General features: G+C 61.6%; 23 protein-coding genes, 1 tRNA gene and 2 pseudogenes. 16 read left to right on the plus strand and 10 right to left on the minus strand.

Going from position 1 to position 21,943, the window contains the following annotated elements:
- Window positions 1-28 precede the first annotated feature (28 nt).
- The 6 genes and pseudogenes from H9L15_RS08460 to H9L15_RS18790 all read left to right on the plus strand — a co-directional run bounded on the left by H9L15_RS08460 (window position 29) and on the right by H9L15_RS18790 (window position 4,621).
- The gene (locus H9L15_RS08460; RefSeq protein WP_187713789.1) at window positions 29-184 is read left to right on the plus strand and encodes a hypothetical protein; all 156 of its coding nucleotides are present in this window, start codon (window positions 29-31) and stop codon (window positions 182-184) included.
- A gap of 113 nt (window positions 185-297) precedes the next feature.
- Window positions 298-522 (plus strand): PH domain-containing protein, encoded by a 225-nt coding sequence (locus H9L15_RS17425; protein ID WP_262984752.1) that lies wholly within the window; start codon window positions 298-300, stop codon window positions 520-522.
- Window positions 500-1,978, plus strand: a complete 1,479-nt coding sequence (locus H9L15_RS08470; protein WP_187713790.1) for a PH domain-containing protein — start codon at window positions 500-502, stop codon at window positions 1,976-1,978. The genes H9L15_RS17425 and H9L15_RS08470 overlap by 23 nt, the downstream gene beginning before the upstream one ends.
- A pseudogene (gene recJ / locus H9L15_RS08475) lies at window positions 1,975-3,745 on the plus strand (single-stranded-DNA-specific exonuclease RecJ). The gene H9L15_RS08470 and the pseudogene recJ overlap by 4 nt, the downstream one beginning before the upstream one ends.
- Before the next feature lie 22 nt (window positions 3,746-3,767).
- Window positions 3,768-3,843: transfer RNA gene (locus H9L15_RS08480), tRNA-Glu, on the plus strand.
- A gap of 622 nt (window positions 3,844-4,465) precedes the next feature.
- Entirely contained in the window at window positions 4,466-4,621 is a 156-nt protein-coding gene (locus H9L15_RS18790) for a helix-turn-helix domain-containing protein (protein ID WP_262984753.1), read from the plus strand.
- Between the two features lie 179 nt (window positions 4,622-4,800).
- On the opposite strand, the gene H9L15_RS08490 is transcribed toward H9L15_RS18790, so the two are convergent.
- Window positions 4,801-5,109, minus strand: coding sequence for a hypothetical protein (locus tag H9L15_RS08490; RefSeq protein WP_187713792.1), 309 nt, complete (start codon window positions 5,107-5,109; stop codon window positions 4,801-4,803).
- Window positions 5,110-5,154: 45 nt separating this feature from the next.
- Here H9L15_RS08490 and H9L15_RS08495 point away from each other — a divergent pair, with 45 nt between their 5' ends.
- On the plus strand, window positions 5,155-5,469 hold the full coding sequence (locus H9L15_RS08495; protein ID WP_187713793.1) for a hypothetical protein: 315 nt from the start codon (window positions 5,155-5,157) through the stop codon (window positions 5,467-5,469).
- A 474-nt stretch (window positions 5,470-5,943) separates the two neighbouring features.
- On the opposite strand, the gene H9L15_RS08500 is transcribed toward H9L15_RS08495, so the two are convergent.
- The 3 genes from H9L15_RS08500 to H9L15_RS08510 form a co-directional block, all read right to left on the minus strand.
- A complete protein-coding gene (locus tag H9L15_RS08500) occupies window positions 5,944-6,822 on the minus strand; it encodes a ComEC/Rec2 family competence protein (protein WP_187713794.1) in 879 nt (292 codons plus the stop codon).
- Entirely contained in the window at window positions 6,819-7,085 is a 267-nt protein-coding gene (locus H9L15_RS08505; RefSeq protein WP_187713795.1) for an SH3 domain-containing protein, read from the minus strand. The genes H9L15_RS08500 and H9L15_RS08505 overlap by 4 nt, the downstream gene beginning before the upstream one ends.
- Window positions 7,086-7,496: 411 nt before the next feature.
- Window positions 7,497-7,712: a hypothetical protein gene (locus tag H9L15_RS08510; protein WP_187713796.1), complete on the minus strand. Its 216-nt coding sequence runs from the start codon at window positions 7,710-7,712 to the stop codon at window positions 7,497-7,499.
- Window positions 7,713-7,798: 86 nt separating this feature from the next.
- Between H9L15_RS08510 and H9L15_RS08515 the strand changes: the two genes are divergently transcribed.
- The 3 genes from H9L15_RS08515 to H9L15_RS08525 all read left to right on the plus strand — a co-directional run bounded on the left by H9L15_RS08515 (window position 7,799) and on the right by H9L15_RS08525 (window position 9,378).
- Complete coding sequence (locus H9L15_RS08515) at window positions 7,799-8,002, plus strand: site-specific integrase (protein ID WP_262984754.1); 204 nt, start codon at window positions 7,799-7,801, stop codon at window positions 8,000-8,002.
- 201 nt (window positions 8,003-8,203) lie between these two features.
- Window positions 8,204-9,088, plus strand: coding sequence for a DnaJ domain-containing protein (locus H9L15_RS08520; protein WP_187713797.1), 885 nt, complete (start codon window positions 8,204-8,206; stop codon window positions 9,086-9,088).
- 11 nt (window positions 9,089-9,099) lie between these two features.
- Window positions 9,100-9,378, plus strand: coding sequence for a hypothetical protein (locus H9L15_RS08525; protein WP_223276111.1), 279 nt, complete (start codon window positions 9,100-9,102; stop codon window positions 9,376-9,378).
- Window positions 9,379-9,488: 110 nt separating this feature from the next.
- On the opposite strand, the gene H9L15_RS08530 is transcribed toward H9L15_RS08525, so the two are convergent.
- From H9L15_RS08530 to H9L15_RS08550, 5 genes are all read right to left on the minus strand, one after another.
- Window positions 9,489-9,668, minus strand: a complete 180-nt coding sequence (locus tag H9L15_RS08530; protein ID WP_262984755.1) for a helix-turn-helix domain-containing protein — start codon at window positions 9,666-9,668, stop codon at window positions 9,489-9,491.
- Window positions 9,669-10,500: 832 nt separating this feature from the next.
- Entirely contained in the window at window positions 10,501-10,728 is a 228-nt protein-coding gene (locus tag H9L15_RS08535) for a hypothetical protein (RefSeq protein WP_187713800.1), read from the minus strand.
- Window positions 10,729-11,102: 374 nt separating this feature from the next.
- Window positions 11,103-11,291 carry a hypothetical protein gene (locus H9L15_RS08540; RefSeq protein ID WP_187713801.1) on the minus strand — a complete coding sequence of 63 codons (189 nt, stop codon included), beginning with the start codon at window positions 11,289-11,291 and terminating at the stop codon, window positions 11,103-11,105.
- A gap of 321 nt (window positions 11,292-11,612) precedes the next feature.
- Entirely contained in the window at window positions 11,613-11,903 is a 291-nt protein-coding gene (locus tag H9L15_RS08545) for a hypothetical protein (RefSeq protein WP_187713802.1), read from the minus strand.
- Between the two features lie 1,915 nt (window positions 11,904-13,818).
- On the minus strand, window positions 13,819-14,037 hold the full coding sequence (locus tag H9L15_RS08550; protein WP_187713803.1) for a hypothetical protein: 219 nt from the start codon (window positions 14,035-14,037) through the stop codon (window positions 13,819-13,821).
- Between the two features lie 513 nt (window positions 14,038-14,550).
- Here H9L15_RS08550 and H9L15_RS08555 point away from each other — a divergent pair.
- From H9L15_RS08555 to H9L15_RS08575, 5 genes and pseudogenes are all read left to right on the plus strand, one after another.
- Window positions 14,551-15,567 (plus strand): CorA family divalent cation transporter, encoded by a 1,017-nt coding sequence (locus H9L15_RS08555; RefSeq protein ID WP_187713804.1) that lies wholly within the window; start codon window positions 14,551-14,553, stop codon window positions 15,565-15,567.
- Window positions 15,568-15,670: 103 nt separating this feature from the next.
- Window positions 15,671-16,276, plus strand: coding sequence for a TMEM175 family protein (locus tag H9L15_RS08560; protein ID WP_187713805.1), 606 nt, complete (start codon window positions 15,671-15,673; stop codon window positions 16,274-16,276).
- A 513-nt stretch (window positions 16,277-16,789) separates the two neighbouring features.
- Window positions 16,790-17,673: pseudogene (locus H9L15_RS08565) on the plus strand (manganese catalase family protein).
- Window positions 17,674-17,774: 101 nt separating this feature from the next.
- A complete protein-coding gene (locus tag H9L15_RS08570) occupies window positions 17,775-18,008 on the plus strand; it encodes a DUF2061 domain-containing protein (RefSeq protein WP_187713806.1) in 234 nt (77 codons plus the stop codon).
- 177 nt (window positions 18,009-18,185) lie between these two features.
- Entirely contained in the window at window positions 18,186-18,833 is a 648-nt protein-coding gene (locus H9L15_RS08575; RefSeq protein ID WP_187715946.1) for a hypothetical protein, read from the plus strand.
- A 293-nt stretch (window positions 18,834-19,126) separates the two neighbouring features.
- Here H9L15_RS08575 and H9L15_RS08580 read toward each other — a convergent pair whose 3' ends face one another.
- Window positions 19,127-19,510 (minus strand): response regulator, encoded by a 384-nt coding sequence (locus tag H9L15_RS08580; protein ID WP_187713807.1) that lies wholly within the window; start codon window positions 19,508-19,510, stop codon window positions 19,127-19,129.
- Between the two features lie 173 nt (window positions 19,511-19,683).
- Between H9L15_RS08580 and H9L15_RS08585 the strand changes: the two genes are divergently transcribed.
- Window positions 19,684-20,793 carry an extracellular catalytic domain type 1 short-chain-length polyhydroxyalkanoate depolymerase gene (locus tag H9L15_RS08585; RefSeq protein WP_187713808.1) on the plus strand — a complete coding sequence of 370 codons (1,110 nt, stop codon included), beginning with the start codon at window positions 19,684-19,686 and terminating at the stop codon, window positions 20,791-20,793.
- Window positions 20,794-21,943: the final 1,150 nt, after the last annotated feature.

Genomic DNA, 21,943 nt, shown 5'->3' on the forward strand with positions numbered 1-21,943 from the left:
TTCGTGAACAAGACACGGACGGAGGGGCATGCAATCGGACCTGACGACTGCTGACGAAATAGGGCTTGAGCCGGTTGAGCCTGGCTACAAGAACGTGCTGCGAGTTCGGATGTCCGTCTTCTGGCTGATCCTCTGGGTTATCGGCGGATACTGGATCGGGCCTTTCTGGAGCTTACGCCGGTAGCGAATCTCCCGACCTTCGGAGTCCCGATCATCGCTCTGGCCTTCCTCTCGACCGCTCCGCAGCGGATCTACCGGCGCCTGCATTACCGGCTAACCGAGCGACTTCTTCAAGTAGTGCGCGGGTGGCTCTTCCACGTGGACACCGTCGTCCCGCTGGTGCGGGTGCAGCATATCGATGTCACCCGCGGACCCCTCGAAAAGATGTTCGGAGTTGCGACCCTCGTCGTGCACACCGCCGGCACTCACAACAGCATTGTCACCCTACCAGGCCTCAAACCCGAGCGCGCGGCCGAGATCCGCGACATCATCCGCGAACATGTCCGAACCGACTTCGCGTGACGATGCGGCGGTCGGCCCGCCGGAGCATCTCCATCCGCTTTTCCTGCTGACCGGCCTCGGCAAGTCGCTCCGCGGGATGGCCGGCGGCTATGCGGCTATTGGTTATCTGGCGGTGTCCGGCAGGTTGGGATCGGCTCTCGTCACCATTGCCATCCTGCTCGCTTTCATGGCGATCAGCGTCTTCGTCTATTGGCAGCGATTCCAGTTCCGCGTCGGCGAGAATGAGATCCGCATCGACAGCGGGATATTGAGCCGGACGCACCGGTCGATCCCGTTCGATCGCATCCAGGATGTCGACATCACCCAAGGTCCGCTCGCCCGTGTGCTGGGACTCGCGCGCGTCCAGTTCGAAACCGGCGGGTCTGGCGGAAAAGAAGAGGGCGTTCTGCATTCCATCAGTCTCGAACGGGCGGAGGAGCTACGCGCGCTCGTCCGGTCGCGGAGAGGTCAGGCATCGACCGTTCGAGACGTGCCTGAAGCAAGCGCGGAGCCAGTCTATTCGATGGGGTTCGGACGCCTACTTCTTGCCGGGGCGTTCAACTTCTCTCTCGCGATCTTCGCCGGCCTGTTCGGCCTGACGCAGACGTTCGGAGACGTTCTCGGCTTCAACCCGTTCGATCCGGATTTTTGGATGGGCTTGCTCAGCGCCAGCGACCCTCTTCGTGATTTTATTTTCGCCCACCGGGTGGCTGCTGCCATCGCCGGCGCCGCCGTTCTGGTTTTGGTCGGCGCGGCGACAGGCATCGTCCGGACCGTGCTGACCGATTTCGGCTTTCGGCTCGACAAGACCGGAGTCGGATTGCGCCGGCGGCGAGGCCTGCTGACCCGCACCGACGTGACTTTACCGATTAGCCGCGCTCAGGCTGCCGTGATCGCGAGCGGTCCGGTGAAGGATTGGCTGCGCTGGCGGGAGCTTCGCGTTCAGAGCCTCGCCAAAGACGAGAGCAGCCGCGGCTCGCACGTACTCGCTCCGTTGGCGCGTGACGGGGAAGTGAGCCTGATCCTAGGCGAAATGGCATGGGCGCCGGTTCCTCGACGACCTGGCTGGATCAGGGTTTCGAGCGCATTCGTCGTCGCTTTCGCGATCGCTCTTTCGCCGCTTCTGCTGGTTGCCCTCGTCAACTTCATCTTCCAACCGTTGGTCGGAGTGGCAATCCTGGCGGGTCTGGGAGGCTTTCTCGCCATGCGCTGGCTAGCGTGGTCTCGAACGGCCTATGCCCTGGATGGCGACCGGATCCTGGTGCGCACCGGATGGTGGAACCGGCGGACGACCGTGTTGCCGGCACGCAGGATCCAGAGCGTCGACCTGCGCGAGAATTTCATCACCCGCGCTTTCGGCATCGCCTGGCTCCAGTTCGGCGTCGCGGGTGGAGGCATGACAGGCCATTCCATCCCCGCAATCCCCAGGGGTGAGGCGCGCAAGTTGCGCGATCTGCTGCTAGATATGGGCTCATGATGTTCGCGCTTGGGGTGGAGCGCTCGGCCGCAGGGCAGCCATGGAAGTGGCGCCGCTCGGGCGAGCCTGGTTTGACGATGGATGCGCTGGTGGACGAGCTTCTGCTCGCACGCGGCGTTCCGCGCGACGACCTCGAGCGCCACCGCAAGCCGACCATCCGCGACTTCTTGCCCGATCCCTCGGCGTTTCAGGACATGGACAAGGGCGCCGCGAGGCTCGCCGACGCCGTCCAGTCAGGCGAGACGATCGCAATCTTCGGCGATTACGATGTCGATGGCGCGACTAGCTCGGCGCTCCTGGTCCTGCTTCTACGCCAGCTCGGTGTCGAGCCAATGGTCTACATTCCGGACCGGCTGATGGAGGGATACGGCCCGTCGGGCAGGGCGCTAGTCGAACTGAAGCAGCGCGGCGCAAGTCTCGCCGTCACCGTGGATTGCGGCGCTCAGGCCTTCGAGGCCCTGCAGCAGGCGAAAGACGTTAATCTCGACGTGGTCGTGGTCGATCACCACCAGTGCGCAACCCTGCTTCCGGTCGCACATGCCATGATCAATCCGAACCGGCTGGACGAGGGTGACGTTGGAGCGGCCCATGGCCACGTCGCTGCGGTCGGAATGGCGTTCCTCCTGGCTGTATCGCTCGTTCGCGAGCTGCGCGGGCGCGGCTTTTTTGCTGACCGCGAAGAGCCCAGGCTGATCGACCTCCTCGATCTCGTCGCGCTTGGAACGGTCGCGGACGTGGCGCGCCTCCACACGCTCAATCGGGCCTTCGTCACGCAGGGCCTTAGGGTCATGGCCGCTCGCCAGAACATCGGCATGACCGCCCTCGCCGAGGCGGCGCGGCTGGTGAAGCCGCCGAGCTGCCGCGATCTCGGATTCGCGTTAGGACCGCGAATCAATGCCGGCGGGCGCGTCGGCAAGTCTGACCTCGGCGTTCGATTGCTCACCTCCACGGATCCGGAAGAGGCGCGGACCATCGCTGCAGAGCTGGACCGCCTTAACGAGGAACGCCGAGCCATCGAGATGCAGGTTTGCGAGCAGGCGCTCGAGCAGGCCGACAAGTTGAACGGCGCCCCGTACTGACCGTCATGGCGCCAGGTTGGCACCCGGGCGTGATCGGCATCGTGGCCGGACGCGTGAAGGAGCGTTTCGGCCGCCCCGCGATCGTCATTGCCGAGACCGAGGACGGCACTGGAAAGGGCTCCGGCCGGTCCATTGGTGGAGTCGATCTCGGTGCGGCGGTACTTGCGGCGAAGGACAGCGGCCTGCTGGTCGCGGGCGGCGGTCACGCGATGGCAGCAGGATTGACGCTTGCGCCCGGGGCCTTGAAGCCTTTCGCGACTTCATCAGCGAACGCCTGGCGTCAGATGTGGAGCGTGCTCTCGATGGGCGGGCACTCCTGCTGGATGCGATCCTGGCGCCCGGCGGCGTCGTTGCGAATCTCTGCGATGCCCTGGACGCGGCGGGTCCCTATGGTGCCGGATGGCCCGCTCCCCGCGTTGCGGCCGGCCCTGCGCGGCTGTTGAAGACGGGCGTCGTCGGCGACGGCCACGTGCGTGGATTCGCCTGCGGCGACGATGGGAAGAGCTTCAAGTGGATCGCTTTCCGGATCGCGGAAACCGAGCTCGGGCAGGCGTTGCTGTCGTCGTCGGGCGACCGGCGCTGGTGGCTCGCGGGAACCATCAAGCGCGACGAGTGGAACGGGGGCAATTATGCCGAGATGCACCTTGAGGATGCAGCCGTGCTTGACCCCAGCGGACGGCTCCCTTAACGCGCACTCCGCTTCTTGGAGCGGCCCCATCGTCTAGCGGTCTAGGACGTCGCCCTTTCACGGCGAAAACACGGGTTCGAGTCCCGTTGGGGTCACCAACCATTTCAATGCGCTGGTAGCGCTGGGTCAGTGGCCCTATAAAACTTACTGCAATTTCACTGCAAAACTGGGTGCGAACAAACGCGAACATATGCGGACAATTCCGCGACAAGGCCCCCGCCGTTGCTTTTACGAATCCAGCTCCGGATATCCGATCGACGCGCGTCTATCCCAATGAATGGATAGTTTAGAGCAGACTGATTGGATCAGCGCAGGCGTCGCGCTTGACCGGGTGGCGACCGCGATTCGTAGCCCCGCCCAAGCCAAGTTCGAGCTCCTCGACTGGCTTGTGGATGGAAGGGTGACCGCCATGTTCGACACGAGCTGGCTCGTCATTGGTCGCGTCAATTTTCAACTGCCGGCAAAGCCCAGGGGTCTCCGATCGTCCTGCAATGTCCCGCGCAGCGAATGGCGCAGCCGGGACCCTGCCACCGATCTCCAGTTCTGGGATTGGGGACAGGGGCGCGCAGTCATTACCCGGTCAGGCGGGGTCCGACGAAGCGGCGGCTTTTTGACGGCCTTAAATTCTCAGCGGCGGATCTCGATCGGGAGCTTGCTAAGCTGGGCGCCGGCTCCGCCGAGCTGTTTCCCGACGACTCTTTCGTCTCCGTCAACGACGCCATGGCGCAGCTGGGGATCGGCCGGACGAAATTGTATGAGCTGATCGGCGCTGAGCAACTGGCGACCATGTCGATCGGCTCGCGAAGGATGATCAGCCGGAACAGCATCAACGCGTTCATCGCCGGCCGCCCCGGTTCGCCGCCATTGTCCAACTGATACGGCGCATTGACCCGCCGCACCTTTCCGCGCGGAATAACCATGGCCGAGGCCGCGAGGGGAATCGCCCAGTCCCGCTTCCTCTTTCGCCAGGCCGACTTTCTCGGCGCATTCAGCCGCGACACCATCCGTTGGAAGCTTGCTGACTCCAGTCAGGTCAGATTCCTCCGGACCATCGTTCATGACCGGCCGAGGGGCGAAAGCTCTGGAGCAACAAGCACGTCCGGGCTGCGGCATTCGACGGTTTCGTCGAAGCATTCCTCCGAGACTTCGCGGCGGACGAGGAGCGCAAGCGGTACTTCCTCACCTTTGCATGGGATGCGGGCTTCACGTGGGAACGGGAGCCAGTGCTCGACCTGGTTTCGTTGAAAAACGCCGTCCGTCTCTGCATCGGGCGGCTTGGCCTCCACGGCATCGGGATCGTTGAAGTGGATCTCCTGAGGAACCTCACCGGTGAACCTGGGCGGCGGCTGGCAGGGCACGTTCACGTCTACGCCTGGGCGCAACCAGGGACAAAGTTTCGGTCAAAGACAGTGCAGGACAAGCTTTGCGAGTCCCGGGCCTTCCCGAACTTCCTCAATGCCCGCAGCGTGGTCATCAAGCCCATCCGCCGGACCGAAGTCTCCGTCGCGAGGGTGGCCGGGTACCTCGTAAAATATCCCTCCCGCGCCAAGCGCGTCCTGCCCGATCCGAAAGGGATCAGCGAGCGCGTTTTCCGGGACTCAAAACTGCCGCGAGGGTCGGCGTCCCGGTTGGCCGAGCTTTTGTCGCATGTCGAATTCGGGGACGTGCTGTTCACCGTCGGGCCGCCGGGCGGCACCTCAAAAACCAGATCCTGGCCCGGATGAAGCGCCAGTTTGCGTCGTGGGCGCGGACAGAGACGGCACCGTCGTCCGCGGATGTCCGGATGACCTGGCGGCTGCTCAGGATGATGAACGGCAGCAGGCATTTTCGACCCTGCAAGGTCGTGGTGAAGCAAAAGCGCTGACAATGTGCTTGTCTATGTCACTTCATTCATAGCAACCTCATCATCCCCGGCATCCTTGGCAGGGACTGACACAGTCTACGGGCTCAATCCCCACTATTCGTTTTTTCAAACGTGTCGCGCTGCGCCAATTTTGTGGCGCGGCTTTCCACCGACCCGAAACAGGGTCGTTGCGCTATATGTTCAAAGTCAAATGTTTGGTCCGTCAATCCGCACTGCGGTTGTACTGAGCAGTCGGCTGGCCCGTCGTGGGCACGGTGACAATGACACTGTCGCAGCCGCCGGGCTTTCATCATTGTCCGGGCCGATCTTGGTTTCATCCGCTTCGCACGCATCGTCATCGATGTCCGTTTGGAACAGGGACCCGCGGGCGCGAAGCGCGTCCTCCACCTCGGATCGGGCAGGACCTTCTTGCTGTAAGGGTGCGGACCCGAGGAAATGACGTAGATCGACGCCCCACTGCCTCCAGGAAGGGCTTCCGCGACGAGGTCAAACTGCCGTGATGGCCGACGATAAGAACGTTGGCCTTGAGCATGGCGGCGCAGCAGTCGAGCAGCTCCTTTTCGATCGTGCCGTTGGATGGCGGGGACGGCGGCATCACGCTTTGGCCAGCAGCGTTGATCACTGGCGTGAGGCGGCCACCACCCTCTGCGTCGCCCGCGAGCAAGACGCTGTTGTTGCCGTGATCCAGCCTGACCACCACGGTATTTTCATTGGGGTCGGGGTGGGGATCGGCGTTGCGATAGAGGATCGTCATCGTCGTGCCCGGGCCGATGGTGACGGGCTGGTCGGTCATTTTGGCCGCTTGCGGGATGCTCACGGTGCCGGAGCAGTTCTTGCCAGTGAACGCGACGGAGTGAATGCCGCCAGTGGCGAGGGCGTCATGATACTGAACGCCCTGCTCGGCTTCGACTTTCTTCAGGAACCGGCAGTAGCCACGCGTCCTGTTCACGGTTCCAGAGTCCCACACGTTTCGAACCACGAAGCGGTCGAATAGGTCCGGCATCAGCTCGAGGTGATCCTTGTGCGGATGGCTCAGCACCAGGTGGTCGATAGCGACCACGTCCGGTCTGACTGACTTGATGTAAGCCAGCACCCGGTTGTCGGGGCCATCCGCTAGGTCGTCCTGGCTGCCCGCGTCATACAGCATGGTGAAGCCGGGGCCTTCGATGAACGTTGCCAACCCTGTGCCGATGTCGATGACATGCACTTTCACTGGCCCGGTGGTGGCAGCCAATGCAGGGGCGGCACGTCACCGGAAAGAATGGTCCAGGACTTGCTGACGTAGCCCGTGCGGCCGTCCGACAGCCGGACGTGATACCAGCCGGGAATTTCGTCGATCAGCTCGGCCGTGTCGCCTGGAAACAAGCCGGCGACTTTGTCATCGCTATCGGGAGCGGGGCGAACGACAACATTGCGCTTGACCCGCTCGCTCGGCGTCACCGACGGCGCCGCGAAAGCGGGGACGGCCAGCCCCATGGCCAAGAGGGCAGCGACGCACCCTCGCGAAGCGCGCGCGACACGCTGCACCATGCATTTCGTCCAAGCCCGAGTATTCGCCATCGCTGGCCCCCTGTTTCCGAGCCCGCGCATATTAACCCAGGATCGTTGCTGCGTACACTGGCGCAAGCGGCGGCGGGGCCGTCGTTCACCGCCTAAACCGTCCTTGAAGCTCGCAAGGGCCGTGAAGGTCTTCACGCGACAAAAAGCCGAGTTTTCCGCCAATATTTTGACCCGCAGCGCATTTTTTGCTATGATTTGACTGTCGCTTTTCATGGCTGCCGCTTGAGCGACGCGGCTTCACAACATGCGAGGATCTATGGTCACGCCAGCTAAGGTGCTGGCGCCCGTCGACGCGCGCCGCTTGACGGTGCGCGCTGGCAAGGGGCGTCAGGGAACGAGGGACAAGGTCATTGTGCTGCTGAGCTTTCGCGCCGGCATGCGCGCTTGCGAAATTGCCGGGCTCGACTGGCGCATGGTCATGACCCGAGCGGCAGGATCAGCACGACGGTCGCCATCAGCGGTAGGATCGCCAAGAACGGGCGGGGGCGGCACGTACCAGTTCACCCTGAGCTGAAGCTGGCGCTCGAGGTACATCATGCTCACTGTGGCGGCCCGCGCTTTGGTCCCGTCGTCCAGTCGCGCCGCGGCAGCCACTTGAAGCCCGCTCAATCGTCAACTGGTTTCGACAAGTGTATGACGAGCTGGGGCTGACGGGCTGCTCCTCCCATTCCGGCCGGCGCACGTTCATCACGGGGGCGGCGCGGGCAGTGCACAGGGCCGGGGGCAGCTTGCGCGACGTCCAGGAGCTGGCCGGCCACCGAGCGCTGACCACGACGGAGCGCTACATCGAGGGCGACCGTGACGCGCAGCACCGCCTGATCAAGCTGCTGTAGCTTTCTGCACTGCCCGAACGCCGAGGGCCTCCGCACGCCCATGTGGGGCCCTCGGCAGCGCAAAATGCGCAGCTACCAATGTGGTATATACTCAACATAAACGTCATTGCTGTGAGGGGCTGACTCGCGTCAGCCCCAGGAGAGGAACCCCATGCCCAACCATTACGAAGTCCTGGGGTCGACCCCGCGTCCGAGCAGGAAGTGATCGAGGCAGCGTACAAGGCGCTCATTCGAAAATACCATCCTGACCGTGCCGGCGATAACCAGCGCATCCGGGACATCAACGCTGCTTATGCCGTGCTCAAAAGCCCGGTGAAGCGACGCGCGTATGACGCCAAGCTGAAACTGTTTCCGTCGCGGGAGTTGGCGCGCGCCGATGACGTGCCAGTCAGGCCGGCGCCAGGATCAAAGCCGCGCGCCGGGCAGCCAAAGGCAGCGCCGAGCGAGCCGCTCAAGACCTGCCCGGAATGCCACGCCGACGTACGCCGGAGTGCCAAGCGTTGCCGTCACTGCGGCTTCCAGTTCTGGAGCGGGATCCTCGGTACGCAGTCGAGGGACATTGGCTGCGCGTCGGTGGTCATTCTGCTGCTGGTCCTAATGCTGATGTATTGCAGTGGACCAGGCGCAACCGGTGACGCCGTGACCGACACGGGCAACCAGGCGGAAACCACGGGCGAAGCTTCGATCCCCGGCCCCTTCCAGGGCGTGTGGGGCCTCTCCCAGCAAGAGTGCGGCCGGGGGATTACGACGAAGACGGTGACCGCAAACGACATCGACGGCGGCAAGGTGGTCAAGGTCGAGGAACTGAGCGACCAGCAAATCAAGGTCGAATACGAGTTTACCGAGGGCGGTTCGTGGAGACTTGGACATTGGGTGACGGCACCCTGGCAATCGACCGACCGGGCGAGGATTACACATTGGAGCGTTGTCCACAGGGACAGTTGTCGGGCACGGCGCAAGGGGCGGCGTCACCGCCCGGGCCACGGAATGCTGCGCTTGCCGCGGCGGGCCGGGACGCCCTCGACGCCGACTGGACTTTCGCCACGACGGTCAACGGTCCAGACGGAAATGTCGACCTGTATGTGAACTTGGCCGCGATGACCCGCAACGGCGCTGTCGCAACGACTTGGGTCAAGGGCGTGAACGCCGACACGGTCGAGCTCGGGGATCATGGTCGCGAGTTGCCCGGTCCGTTCACCTTGTTCAAATTCCAAATGGACTGCGACGCGCGCACGGTCGCGGTGCCTATGATTGGTAATTTCGCAGCCGACGGCCGCCTGCTCGCGGAGATCCCCATGAACGGCGGCGAGGAGCCGTTCAGCTCTGTCGGAGCCGCAGACGGCCTGGTGGCACTTTGTGCCAGTCGGGGCGAGTGACCGCGAGGATGATGGCCATTCCATACGTCACTGGGCCCGGCGGTCGAGGATGCTGAGGCCCTGACCCGCGGAGAGTCACGCAAAGCGCGGCGCAGCGCTAAAGCAAAAGACTAGCGGCGTAGCAATAACTCGACGGGATCGACGTCGAGCGCCCGGGCCAGCCGCTCAACCATGTCGATGCTGGCGCTGTAGCGTGAATGTTCCAGAGCGCTGACATAGGTCCGGTCGATGCCGCACGCGTCAGCCAGCGCTTCCTGGCTGAAGCACCGCTCCAGGCGAAGCCGCTTCAAGTTGTGCGCAAAACGGTCGCGGAGGCCCATCGGAGGGACCATCCGTCAGCATGGAGTATTTCACCACGGAGTATACTCGACGTAGTGAAAAGTGCGCATGGGTAGCGGCGAAAGGCACGGGGCCAGGAGACGCCCATCCCCTGGTATCAAAACTCATTGCTTGCTGTGTCGAGAGGAGAGTTGAAATGCCCCGTGCCTGAGCCCCATACAGGCTCATGATGGTAGACGCGCGGGGCGCGCGTTTCCGCGTCATTGCCGCTGAATGCCGTGAGCGCGGTGCTGACGCGGAGGGGGCTGAGGCGGCGCATGGCATTGGGTGCTTGGGGGCCATTGGCGCCATGCGCGCGCCTCGATCAACAGGGACGGCTGGGCGGCGAAATGCCGTAACGGCAGTGGCGTTTCGAAGCGGCGTTTGGCGCGCGGTGGGTGGCGCGCGGCGAGCGCGGCGCGGCAGTAAAAGTACGAAAGTGTGAAAAGTGACTTTGGGCTGGCGCGCGGGAATTTCGAGGAGCGTTGTCGCGGTGGCCATGCTTTGGGGGGCCACTGAAGCCCGACGGGCGGGTGCGGTTGTGCCCGTTGATGGGTCTCCACTCTTTGCGGCGGGGGCGGCCACAGGAGGGTGGCCACGGCGGTGGTCAGCGTCCCGCCGGGACCCGTCTTCAGCCAGCGAAGTAGCGGTGCGATCGAGCTTGCCGGGGATCGTGAATGACGGGCAAAGTCCGTCACTCGGCCGAGCTGGTTCTCCAGGAACCGCCCGCCGGTTCGCAGGAAGTCTGCCCGTTATTCATCCCTTGAGGACACTAGCGACTACGGCAGTTCAGCCCGCCCGCGATCAAGGCCGCGGGACGTAGCCCCATCCTGGCCCATGCTGCTCAGGGGCGCCTTTCGTCAGCTTCGCGCCCAACTGACGCCGGATTTGCGAGGCGCCATAGACGCTCATGCAGACGAGCCGAGTGCCGCCGCTTGCGGCTGGGCCGATGCACGAGATCCCGATCTGTTCAGCTTTGCAGTGAGCGATGATTGCCTTCTCACTCATGTCCAGGAAGACGGCGCGGCTCACCGGTTTTCCGCTCTCTTTGCGGCGGCAATCGCATCTTCTGGATTGCCGTACCGGTAGCCACCCCATTCGTAGACGGGCCTGGGGACCATGACGATGCCGTATCGCTTGAGTTGCTCCGCGGTCGTCGAGGCCGCCCCGCTTTCGCAGTGTTCGGCTCTCGGCCCTGTTTATTTTTTTCTGGTTCCGGCACTCTTGGCTCCCTCTGGTCAGCGGGAGCTTGGTGTCTCTCTGTCGCCGAAAAGCTGGAAAACGTGCCCGGCGATAACCGGCCTTAGCAGACCTTCCCGGCCAGCACTATGGCTAGACGGATTGACAGTAACCCAGCACCGTTGAGCCGGGCTGCCCGATCGTCCCTGCCGGATTTTCCGGCTGCCTCAACCCTGGTGGTCGTAAGTCGTGTCTCGCTCGGGCGGCCGTGGGGTATTGCGCCTGACGAATGCCTCCGCTTCCGCCATCGTTGCGAACAGGTGCTCGGACGGTTCACCGTCGCCATGCGACATGATGGCCTTGAACTGCGCACGACCATCCTGAACGGCGACGATCCGGCCCGATGTGCAACTCATGTGCCCACCCTCATTGAGCTCGCGTTGTTTTCCCCGCTTGATTTCGGCTTCCTCCGCAGAGGAACGAAAGGCGGTGAACCCGCGCGACTTTTGCTTGGCTCGATCAGCCATGGCTCCTTCCCCGCTCATGCGCTCTGAATGAGCCAAACGGCGCCCGCCAGCATCGAGACGATCCCGTGAACGCAGCGGTGCCGGCGAGGACCTTCGCCCCCTGGCGCGTGTTCAACCGGTCGCCTCGACGCGCATACAGACCCCCACCGATGATCAGCAAGCCGGCCACCAAAGCGCTCAAGCCAATCGCCTGGTCGGGGCCGAAATGGCTCATTTCAAAGTGCCCCGCTCAGCATCTAGGAGCAGGCGCTGGGCTAACCGGAGCCCATCGTCACTTTGAAGTGCGAGCGTCAGTGGTCGGCCACCGATTTTGTCGTTCGCGGTATTCAGGAAGGCAATGACGGCCCCTTTGGAGGAAAGGCTTTGCCAGGCGCTCCGGATCAGTTCATTTTGCCGTCCCGACTGGATCGGGGTGAAGCGAACGCCCTGTGCGGATTTGCGAAAAACCTGCGTTATCTTTGCCGGCAGCTTGCCGTCATTCGCTGCGTTTTTTTCAGCCATTGCGTATCCCCATCTCGTGTAAGCGGGAGCGCAAGCGAGCTCTCAGTCGTCGGCGCTTACGAGTGCAATGCCGGCGATCATTGCGATATGGGGTTTCGTCGGCGGATTACGAGGGTGCGCCAGACTTCCCCGGCACGTGTACCGGCAATCCGCCGCTCTCGAGTTCAGCCGAATTCCTTAATCGCTGCGGATCCGTGTCGATCGCTCCAAGATTGACGTTGGCTTCCTAGCCCTGTCCGCCTCTTCGCGGTGATCGGGAGCGCGAGATGTTTTTCGCATGGCTTTCGCGAGTTGCTTGCCTTTCTCACCAGTGTCGGATGCCACTTTCAAACGCAGCGCTTCCCTTTGCTGCCTTATGACTCGCGCCCGGTGAGCATAGGTCCTGGGGCTCAATCCCTTATTCGCGGAATCGCTTTGCAGGTTCCGGACAAGCAAGCCCACGCTCGCGTCGCTTGGCTCGTCGATGATGTGGAATGCGTGTTCCAAATAGCGAACTCCTTCATGAGCGGGAGTTGCTATCTCTCATGCGCAAAAAGCTCGGGCAGGACATTGCGCTGCGTCCGACATGGCGACTGGGGTTGTAAACGGCAAGGGCGGGAACCTGGGGCTCCGGTGGCGCCTACTCTTTCGGCCCCAAGCCGCCGCTCGCCTTTAGAGAGGGCGCAGATGCGTTGGATTTCTTGGGTGAGTTAGCCTTGGGCTTTCGCACTTCCTTGTTAGACCGCCTTTGTCCCTTCGCCACGTCGACTTCTCCTTATATCGAGTTACCCCCACAGCGCTTGAGAGACCTGATGTTTCCAGTCCTGAACTGGACCAGCTCCAACGCGGGACCGTGGAGCCTCGCATTCGGACGACTTGATCCCATCCCTCGATGGTTCGGGCCGGTTGCCTGCCTGCAAAGGAAGCCATTGGTAAACAGCACGCTACTGGACATGCCCCGTTCATCAGCACGCGGTACCAGGGATGCATCACCTGAGGTTCGCACCGAGCGCTCCGTGACTGAGAGACCCTATTGTGCTCTCCGCTCGCAAAAGGGGTGATTTATGGACAAGACGTATTGGCTGGGCCGCAAGAGGGCGTCGCTAACGGCAGCGCGGGCCGCGACCTGTTCCGAGGCCCGACTGATCCATTACGAGTTGGCAGGTCGTTACAGCCTCAATGCGATTACGATCGCGAATGATCTGGAATCCTTGGCACCATTCGGTGCCGACCCACAAACCGAGAGGCGGGCTTAGCGATGGCATCGATCAGAATGCATCGTGATCTGCGTCGAGCGATCCGAAGCTCCGAATTGTCCGGCCCTTTTAAGTGGCGTTTCTGCTCGGAGACGGACGTGGCCGTCAGCGTTGAGACTGAGGCAGATGCCGCGAAGGTCATCGCGATGACCCTCGGATCTTGGAACGGTCGCACAGTCCGGCCCCATCAGATCGAGGAGTTGCCCAAGCCTCAAACTGAGCCGCTGGGTAACCAGGCCCAATGACCGGGCCGTCACCCTCGACCCGGGTCGAGCAATTCCATGACGCGGACACCCGCGTACTCGACATTTTTCGCCTGAATCCGCGGCATCGGCATCCCGCCACGCTCGTACGAAGCGATGGATCTGAGGCCCCGGTGCTGCTGACGGAATACACCAAGCGAGGTTTTCGCTTGACGCTCAGTTTCAGGCCAGAGCTCGGCGAGAACATACAAATCCGTCTGACTGGCCAGCGGGGTCTCCCTGGAAAAATCCGCTGGGCGCACGGCTCAGAAGCTGGTGGGTCCTTCTGATCCTGGGCCGGAGGCGTCCTCACTCTACTGTGCCGACCATTTTTTGATGGCTGCAACGTCTTCAACCAGTCGTCGCGGCAGGCTGGAGTGATTCAGCGGTCGGGCAGCCGTTCAGTCGCTGACGTGGATGATGTTCTTGGTTGCAGCGTCAAGGGTGACGTGTGAGATCAGTGAGAAACTCGCAGGTGTCCTTGATCTCCTGTCGCAGATCAGTTCGCTCCTCGGACGAGAGAAGGACGCCGCGCTCATTCCATGCGGTGACGATCTGATCGCTAAGCAGGCGCAAGGCCTTGCGGATGCGCTCCGCTTCAGACCCGTGGATGCTGAAGACGTTGTCGGTGGGTTGGTCGTTTGGAGTCCCGGACATAGTTAGCCCCTGATTGCAAGCGGGAGCCTACCAGTTACTCTCGGTCGGCGCGGTGCTTGGATATCCAATCGCGCCGATGTGAGCCTTGTAGCACGATCCGGAATGTTTCCGAGTCTGCTAGCAGACATATCGATTCTTTCTGAAGCGGCTGGCGTCCCGGCGACCGCTGTCTTCGAGAGGCCGACATCTCACCGCCTCCCGCACCACGGCGATCGCCTCGGGTGTTAGATTGCGTCGAAGGTCACGGGTTTGCGGTTCGTTGGCGTGAAAGCGGCGATGGGACCGACGGCGGCGAACCGGCTCATTTGGCCGCGATGCGCCGTGGCTGTCTTTAAGGAGCGATGGCAACTTTCCAGCGATACTTGCCGCGCAGTTGGCGACCCAAGCTGCGATCAGCATCGGCATTCGAAACCCCGTGTCTTCCTGCGCGTCAGTGAGAACGCGGACGCCGTTATGGCACAGACTCGACATCGGATCGTTGGCTTCAGCTTGTAACGGCGAGAAAGGACGCGCTTGGCTGTCCAAGCCTATCTTTACGATGCCGATGGCCGTGACCGCGAAGTAGCGCTGAAGGACGTCGCCCTCGACGATCTCGGGCCGGAAGACCTGCTTTGGATCGACGTTCAACAGCGCGATTCCGGAACTCTCGAAGAGGTTCGGTCTTTCCTTGGACTGCATCCGGAAGTGTGGGGTTCAGCCGACTCCGGGCGATCTCAGCTGGAGAACTATCGAGATTACGTCCGCTTTTCGGTCACCACCGCTCCCAGCCCGGAAAGCCGGAGTGACTCCGCCGAAAGAGTCATTCCGCCGGACGGCGGATCGGAAAATGGGGTGTCGGGCAGCGTTTGTCTGGACTTCGTGGTCGCCGAACGCTGGCTCGTCACAGTCCACGACCGCGATGTCCCGTGCCTGCGACAATTCCGAGAGCAGGACAAAGCTGACACGTTAACGGGTCTCCTATCTGGTCAGGCGTTGGCAGCGTCACTCCTCGACTGGCACCTTGGCGAGTATTTCCAGGAGGTGTCCCGGATCGAGGAGGCGGTTGATCGGCTCGATGAGCGGGTGCTGCGCGAAACCACGTCACGTTCATTGTTGGGCCGAATGGTGGCGCTCCGTCGCCGAGTGTCCAAGCTGAGAGGTTTGCTCGTCGCGCAACGCGAGGTGTTCTACGGCCTGTCCCGACCGGACTTTGCGCTTGTCACAGAGTCGGGCGCGGCCCCATTCTACGAGAGCTTGGTGGGCCGTTTCGAAAGGGCGGTCGATGAAATTGAGCGCACCCGCGACGTGGTGGTCGGCAGCTTTGAACTCTTTACATCACGCACCGGCCAACAAACCAATGATCTCGTGAAGGTACTGACCTTCCTGACTGCCATTGTCGGGTTTTGCGCGGCGATCGCGGGCCTGATGGGAATGAACTTCAAACTGGCGTTCTTTGACACAGGCTTAGCCGGTTTTTCTGTCGTCACCGGCGGCCTCGTCTTCATAGCGCTCGTCTCGGTGATCTACGCCCGTCATCGAGACTGGATATGACGCTGCACGCGCCGGCCCTGCCTTCGTGGTAGAAAAAAGTTACAACGACCCCGTTCGAACTAACGAGCGACCGGGTGATGGGGCAGCTCGGAGTACCGCGCGGATGGAGGCATTTGCAGACGCGGTGTTCGCCATCGCCTTCACTCTCCCCCTCGTGGAAATTGTCTTGCCACATGGGGGGCCGGGGTTCGGCGAGCGTCTAATCGGGCTTTGGCCAGCATATCTTGGCTACGCCTTGGCTTCCCTCGTTATCGGCATTTACTGGGTGCACCACCATTTTTCCGGCGCGATTTACCGAACGACCGGGCACTACTTCAATTTGGCGACCGTCCTGTTCCTGGCCTCAATCGGTTTCATCGCATTCCCTTCACGTGCCTTTGCGGAGAACATCGCTGACCCGGCAAGTCGGGGCACAGGTGCCCTTTTCTTTGCGATCGGGTTGTTCGTGACGTCTCTCGCCTGGCTCATCAAATGGACGGTGGGGAGGAGAAGCGGCCACGTGGATGGCCGTTTAGAAGAGGCGTACGTTGCCAGCCTTGATCGGAGATACCGCATCTCGACAGTGGCAACGGGCGTAGGTGCGGCCTTAGCAATCCTCGAATGGCGAGCCGGTCTCGCCGTGGCACTCATTGTATCGTTCGGGTTCCTCCGAGCTCCCAGGACGCCGACCTATCGCTCTGTTGCACCCGTGATCGAGGGGGAGGCCTGAAGCCCGCCGCGAGCGCTGGCCCCGTGCGTGACCGGTCGGTGTAACCCATGCAACTCGACGGAACGGCAACAGAAGCGATTGGTTCAGTCAATACGGGGACCAGGAGCAGGCTGAGCCCGCCGCTCCCAGAAGATGGATCGGAAGACGATGTTTCGGCGAGGCCAACAAACGAACGAGACGACAACCGAAGCGCGCGGCTCGGTTAATGTCAAAGGCATGACCACCGTTTTGGCGGCGGCATAGTGCTGGCGGCCGTCGCATTCATATTGATTATCGCGTTGACGTGAGCGCTCGGCCTTACGACATTCGAAGGGCGATCAACGAGCTTCCTGGCTCTCGTCGGCGATCTCTAGCAATTGCATAGCCCATCGTGCGCCCCGCTTCTCGATCCGTGGACAACCCGACCGGGGTGCCGATCTTCGAGGGCGATTTATTCATTTAACTCAGGAACTTACACACGGAGCTGCTGGTTGGGAGGTGGCCCAGCTCGGGCGTGGAGTTTCACTCATGTTCATGCACAACAAGCGCCTTCAATATACCGTCAGGGTTGCCGAACCCAATCCTGCACTCGCCTCTCTTCTACTTGAACAGTTCGGGGCCCCGACGGTGAGCTCGCTGCGGCGATGCGATATTTCACGCAGGGTCTCGGCGAGCTTGATCCTGGCCGTAAGGACTTATTGCTCGACATCGCGACCGAGGAGCTCAGTCATCTTGAGGTGATCGGCTCGATTGTCGCGATGCTAAACAAGGGCGTGAAGGCAGAACTTTCGGAAGCCGCAATGGAGGAAGCTGATCTTTACCTCTCGATCAACGCTGGTGGTAACAGCCATACCCAGTCCATTCTCTATGGCGGCGGACCAGCGTTAACTAACTCGTCGGGTGTTCCATGGACGGCCGCCTACGTCGACACGAAGGGCGATCCGACCTGCGACCTTCGCTCGAACATTGCGGCCGAGAGCCGTGCGAAAGTCGTCTACGAACGACTGATCAATATTACGGATGACCCGGGGATTAAGGAAGCGCTTGGGTTCCTCATGACGCGCGAGATTGCCCACCAAAAGTCCTTTGAGAAAGCACTTTACGCGATCGAGGACAATTTCCCATCCGGCAAGCTCCCTGGAATTGAGCGGTATGCCAACATTTACGTCAATACGTCTCAAGGAGATGGTGACATGGAGGGCTCGTGGAACACGGGCGAACAGTGGGACCGCATTGACGATCTCGAAAAGACCATGCCGATGGACAACGGCGATGGTTCCGCAACGGTGAACCTCGACACCGCAATGACTTCGGCGGTTGAAAAACTGTCCATTCGCACTGCTTCCGATCCGTCCACCGACTTCACTACGGGCGCGGATCTGGGGGCCGGCCCGGGCAGGCTTGATCACAGACGATGACAAGGGTGGCGCAAAGGATATCAACAACGCGGTCGAGCTGGCGGGGGTGCTTTAGTCACCTCACGAGAATCGGCTTTGAAAGGGACACGATGCCGCCTGTAATGAGTAGGCACGCTGATTTATCCAAGACGATCACATACCTCGCGATCCACCTAACGATTGGATTCAGCGTCGCGTATTTGTTCACAGGATCAATTGCGGTTGCTGGCGGCATCGCCCTAGTCGAACCCATGATCAATGCTGTCGCATTCTTTTTCCACGAGAGGATTTGGAGAGGCGCTCTCTGCCGCGACGTTTCACGAAAATCGCCAAGGGGGTCTCTTCCTTGTCACTAGAACTGGGGCGACACCTGTCGCCTTTTACTGTCCTGAGTCAGGTTCCGCCGTGAGTTGGCGATATTCTGCCTGTATTCCGTGCCCGAAGTTAAGGTGGAGTGCGTTGTTTTAGGTTCATGCGTCTTTCTTTGTACACCTTCGTTGTACTTCTGAACTTGCCAGCGATTTCTGCGCGAGATGAGGAAGTCAAATGACCATTTTAAGAAGCGTCCTGCTTGCTGCTGCTGTGATCAGCCTTGCCGGTCCCGCCGCGGCGCAATACCAGGGCCAGGTTCCAGAACCCGCCCCGGTCAGCCCGGATATGGCTACTATCCGCAGCAGGCCCACCCGCAGCAGCCGGTCTACGGTCAGCCAGGTTACGGCCAGCCAGGTTACGGGCAGCCAGGTTACGGTCAGCCGGGTTACGGTTACAACCAGCAGGGTGATATCGGTTCGGTCATCGGCCAGCTTTTGGGCAACCGCTACAATGTGCCGGACCGCACCGCGATCCAGCAGTGTGCGAGCGCGGCCATGGCCCAGGCGTCGAGCCGGTATCGCCAGCAGCCCAATGGCAACGCCTACGGCTACAACGCCAATCGCGGCTATAACCAAGGCTACGGCATGAATATGCGCGTCACTGCCATCACCAACGTGGAACGCCGCCCGAATGGCTTGCGCGTGTCCGGCCTGCTCGACAGTCGCAACGGCTATCGTCCCAACGACCGGGCGTATGGCCAGAACCCGGGCTATGCGACGAACGGCGACCTAAGCTTCCGCTGCAACGTCGACTATCGCGGCGCTGTCACCAACATCCGGATCAGTCGCGCCAACGCCTATCGCGGGTGAGGAAGATCGATCCGTTCGACGACCCGGTCTCGAATTGAGGCCGGGTCGCGTGACGCGAACGGATACCGCAGGGGTCGAAGGCAAGCTCGGTAGCGGCGGCAAAATGAAGTCGCGATCACGTTGAGACTTGTTGAGTTGGGTGGACAATTTCCCCGCCGGGCCGGACGCGGTTTCAGGGACTGGTCGACTGCAAAAAAAGGTCGCGACGGTCTGTCAGCGAACTACTTTTCGATGCTGCTTGCCCGCGTCTTGATAGAATAGAGCTGGGTCATTTCTGCCTGCGCTCCAGTCCGTCACGGAAGTGAAGCTGCGTCGAGCTTTCCCGTGACGAGATCGACCATGACTTCAGTTCCGTAAGGTTTTGGCAAGAACGTGCCATGATCGGGCAAGTCCGCATCGGCGATTCTCACTGCGCCGGACGTCACGACCAACTTTACGTCCGGGCGGATCACACTCACTTGGTTTGCCAAACCAAGACCATTCATCGCGCCAGGCATGTTCACATCCGTAAAGACGACGCTGATCCCCGGATGTCTATGAAGGACATCCAGCGCCTCTTCGGCGTCACGGGCCTCCCACGTCCTGATGCCTCGGTCAGTAAGGGCGCCGGCCGCGACCATTCGAACGAGCGGCTCGTCCTCAACAACAAGGACTTCTTTTGGAAGGGTGTTGCTCATTTTTGATAAGCGATCTCACTTCAGCAACGTTCCCAAGTGCGCGCGTGGCGCGGGCTGCGGACGATTGATTTCGCGTCGTCGTTCCAGCCAGCTTCATTGTTTTGACGTTCAGCGGACCCATATTGTGCAGTGCAGCATTCCGACGCTGTTGCCATTAGCTCCGGAGTTGCCGCATGCGAAACCTGTCCGACACCCTCGTCCGTCTCAAGCGCTTCCGTACGGTCCCGCCCGCGTCGACACCAACGAACAGTCGGCTCGAGCTCTTCGCCGGCTTCGGGTCGAACCCTGGCCGGCTGAAGTCCTGGATTTATGTACCTGAAACGGTCGATGTCGGTGCACCGCTGGTCGTCGTTCTCCACGGATGTACGCAGAATGCGAGGAGCTACGACGAGAGCTCCGGCTGGTCCCGGCTTGCCGATGAGTTCGGCTTCGTCGTTCTTTACCCGGAGCAGCAGCGCGCGAATAATCCCAACCTCTGCTTCAACTGGTTTTCTCCGGCCAACACCGCCCGCGGCCAGGGCGAGGCGCTGTCGATCCAGCAGATGATCACGGCGGTGCAGACACGTCACCATACGCACGCCGACAAGGTTTTCGTTAACGGGCTGTCTGCGGGCGGCGCGATGGCCGCAGTCATGCTGGCGACCTATCCGGAGGTCTTCGCTGCGGGCGCAGTCATCGCTGGCCTTCCGTATGGCGTTGCGAGCACCGTTCCAGAAGCGTTCGACCGAATGAGAGGCCACGGCGGCCCCGCACTCGAAGCGCTTGCAGAGCTAGTAAAGAATGCTTCCACCCATAGCGGCCCTTGGCCCCGCCTGTCAGTCTGGCATGGCAGCGCCGACAGTACGGTTGACCAGCTGAATGCGTCAGCGTTGATCAACCAGTGGCTCCCGCTACACGGCGCCCCAGCTGCCCCAAACGAAGTTGATACCGTCAATGGTTATCCGCACCGCGTTTGGCGCGATGCGAGTGGTCGCGCCGTTGTCGAAGAATATAGCGTTACTGGGCTTGGACACGGCACTCCGCTCGACGTCATCGGCAGCGACCATGGCGAGACGGCAGCGCCCTTTATGCTCGATGCCAGCATCTCTTCCACCCGGCTGATCGCCACCTTCTGGGGGATTGCCGCCGAACAGAACAAGGCGAGCACGCCAGCTTCTCCGAAAGCCTCGTCGGCGACAATCGAGCGAGCGCCTCCTCGCGCTCAAGCCGTCCCGTTGTCACAGGGGTCAGGAATCCAGCGTACCATTGAAGATGCGCTGCGAAGCGCAGGATTGTTGAAATAGGCAGCCGCGCTCTCGCCGCCGATTAGCTAGTCCGCCTTGAGTGGAAACCTGCGACTCCGTCGAACTGGATTGCGGCTTAGTGGGTGCTGGCCAAAGGAGAAGTTCCGAACGATGTCATTGTCACGCACGGCCATGACGGAAGGGGTCTTTTCGGGCGTCGACGCGTTGAAGTCGTCGCACAATGAATAGGTACGGTCTCGCGCTTCTCCTTCTCACCCTCGCCGTGGTGCCATTATTCTTCGTGAGCGGATGGCTGGGCCTGACAACTGTCATCGTAATCTATTGCCTTCTCGCAAGGCTAGCGAACAGGGATTTAGACCGGCGGCATGAACGCGGCAGGCCGCCGACGGTCGTTTCGAGGCGGCAAGAGACTGCCAAGCCTTAGCCGGCCGCGCCGTTCCAGCAGAATGCGGACGGTCCGAAGTGGGGACGCTCGCCAAGCGTTGTTGCCGCGCCGCGGAGGCGCCGCCTTGGAGTATCTGATGAATTATTTTCGCCCGCTTATCGCCAGATGGAGCAACGGCCTTCGCGGCAAAGGCTTTCCGCGCCGAGTCACGGCTGTGAACGGAACACGACGATGGCAGGCTGCCACCGGCCGGAGCTACCTGACATTCGATGAAGCCAGTGACCCTTAGGCCGTAGTCTCGTTGGATCGAAGACTGCCCCTGGCCTCTCCATCGCTGATCCCAGTAAACTTTGCCGATCCGTCTGCCTGAACCGACGTTTTGAGCCGTCGTTGCCGTTGCGCGATCGCCGTAACGCGATTTGCCAGCGGGCGTGTCCGGGTCAACGTACTGCTCATTGGACCGTCGCGTACAGAATGACTGCTTTGCCGGCCGTCGGACGTCGATCATCGGCGTCGTGGCAAACATCGACCACGCTTACCGGCTCCGTAATTGAGCGGCTCGCCCAAGATCCCGCACGAGACGCTCCGATAGCGCAAACCCTGGAAATTCTAGCGCGAGGCTGACCCCTCCCGTAAACGGTCGCATCTGAAAAAAAGCGGCCCAGTCCCTCAGGAGACTGAGCCGCTCAGAACGCGATCACCTTCTTACGCACAGCCGGGGCTGCAGAACGCGGACGAAGGTTCTCAGCAGCAGAACCGCTGGTCACCAAAAGTGTTCCTCAAGCGACCCGGAACCTTCGAGGG

It is taken from the genome of Sphingomonas daechungensis (assembly GCF_014489495.1).
Lineage (GTDB): Bacteria > Pseudomonadota > Alphaproteobacteria > Sphingomonadales > Sphingomonadaceae > Sphingomicrobium > Sphingomicrobium daechungense.